The sequence below is a fragment of the Hyunsoonleella jejuensis genome, assembly GCF_900111025.1.
GTDB classification, from domain to species: domain Bacteria; phylum Bacteroidota; class Bacteroidia; order Flavobacteriales; family Flavobacteriaceae; genus Jejuia; species Jejuia jejuensis.
The window spans coordinates 1-2,297 of the sequence record NZ_FOFN01000009.1 but is presented as its reverse complement, the minus strand read 5'-3'; the positions used below and the strand labels follow the sequence as shown (position 1 = coordinate 2,297).

Below are 2,297 nucleotides of genomic sequence, written 5' to 3'. Positions count from 1 at the left end.
GTTGGGTATTCGCTTGTAGCGCCTGCTACTCCGGATTGTGATGATAACGATGCCGATGAGTTCCCTGGTCAAATATGGTACATCGGTGTGGATAATGATAACGATACCTACTTCGGTAGTGTGACTTCGGTGACTGCCTGTGAGCAGCCTGTTGGGTATTCGCTTGTAGCGCCTGCTACTCCGGATTGTGATGATAATGATGCCGACGAGTTCCCTGGTCAAATATGGTACATCGGTGTGGATAATGATTCTGATACCTACTTCGGTAGTGTGACTTCGGTGACCGCTTGTGAGCAGCCTGTTGGGTATTCGCTTGTAGCGCCTGCTACTCCGGATTGTGATGATAACGATGCCGACGAGTTCCCTGGTCAAATATGGTACATCGGTGTGGATAATGATAACGATACCTACTTCGGAAGTGTAAGTTCTGTAACCGCCTGTGAGCAGCCTGTTGGGTATTCGCTTGTAGCGCCTGCTACTCCGGATTGTGATGATAACGATGCCGATGAGTTCCCTGGTCAAATATGGTACATCGGTGTGGATAACGATAACGACACCTACTTCGGTAGCGTGACTTCGGTGACTGCCTGTGAGCAGCCTGTTGGGTATTCGCTTGTAGCGCCTGCTACTCCGGATTGTGATGATAATGATGCCGACGAGTTCCCTGGTCAAACTTGGTACATCGGTGTGGATAATGATAACGACACCTACTTCGGTAGTGTGACTTCGGTGACCGCTTGTGAGCAGCCTGTTGGGTATTCGCTTGTAGCGCCTGCTACTCCGGATTGTGATGATAACGATGCCGACGAGTTCCCTGGTCAAATATGGTACATCGGTGTGGATAATGATAACGATACCTACTTCGGAAGTGTAAGTTCTGTAACCGCCTGTGAGCAGCCTGTTGGGTATTCGCTTGTAGCGCCTGCTACTCCGGATTGCGATGATACTGATGCCAATGAATTTCCAGGACAAACGTGGTATATTGATGCCGATGGTGATGACTTTGGTACCTCATCCTTAACGGCATGTGAAAGGCCTACTAACGGATTCCTTTTAAGTGAACTGTCGGGTACAGGTATCGACGACTGTGATGATAACGATGCCGATGAGTTCCCTGGTCAAATATGGTACATCGGTGTGGATAATGATTCTGATACCTACTTCGGTAGTGTGACTTCGGTGACTGCCTGTGAGCAGCCTGCTGGATATTCGCTTGTAGCGCCTGCTACTCCGGATTGTGATGATAACGATGCCGATGAGTTCCCTGGTCAAATATGGTACATCGGTGTGGATAACGATAACGACACCTACTTCGGTAGCGTGACTTCGGTGACTGCCTGTGAGCAGCCTGTTGGGTATTCGCTTGTAGCGCCTGCTACTCCGGATTGTGATGATAATGATGCCGACGAGTTCCCTGGTCAAATATGGTACATCGGTGTGGATAATGATTCTGATACCTACTTCGGTAGTGTGACTTCGGTGACCGCTTGTGAGCAGCCTGTTGGGTATTCGCTTGTAGCGCCTGCTACTCCGGATTGTGATGATAATGATGCCGATGAGTTCCCTGGTCAAACTTGGTACATCGGTGTGGATAATGATAACGACACCTACTTCGGAAGTGTAAGTTCGGTGACCGCTTGTGAGCAGCCTGTTGGGTATTCGCTTGTAGCGCCTGCTACTCCGGATTGTGACGATAATGATGCCGACGAGTTCCCTGGTCAAATATGGTACATCGGTGTGGATAATGATAACGATACCTACTTCGGTAGCGTGACTTCGGTGACCGCTTGTGAGCAGCCTGTTGGGTATTCGCTTGTAGCGCCTGCTACTCCGGATTGTGATGATAACGATGCCGACGAGTTCCCTGGTCAAATATGGTACATCGGTGTGGATAATGATTCTGATACCTACTTCGGAAGTGTAAGTTCTGTAACCGCCTGTGAGCAGCCTGTTGGGTATTCGCTTGTAGCGCCTGCTACTCCGGATTGTGATGATAACGATGCCGATGAGTTCCCTGGTCAAATATGGTACATCGGTGTGGATAATGATTCTGATACCTACTTCGGTAGTGTGACTTCGGTGACTGCCTGTGAGCAGCCTGCTGGATATTCGCTTGTAGCGCCTGCTACTCCGGATTGTGACGATAATGATGCCGATGAGTTCCCTGGTCAAACTTGGTACATCGGTGTGGATAATGATAACGATACCTACTTCGGTAGTGTAAGTTCGGTGACCGCTTGTGAGCAGCCTGTTGGGTATTCGCTTGTAGCGCCTGCTACTCCGGATTGTGATGATAA

The 2,297-nt window shown here is 49.4% G+C and carries 1 protein-coding gene; it reads left to right on the top strand.

Annotated features, from left to right (window positions below):
• A partial coding sequence (locus BMY39_RS15135) for a MopE-related protein (protein WP_218141013.1) occupies positions 1-2,297 on the top strand: 2,297 nt, incomplete at both ends.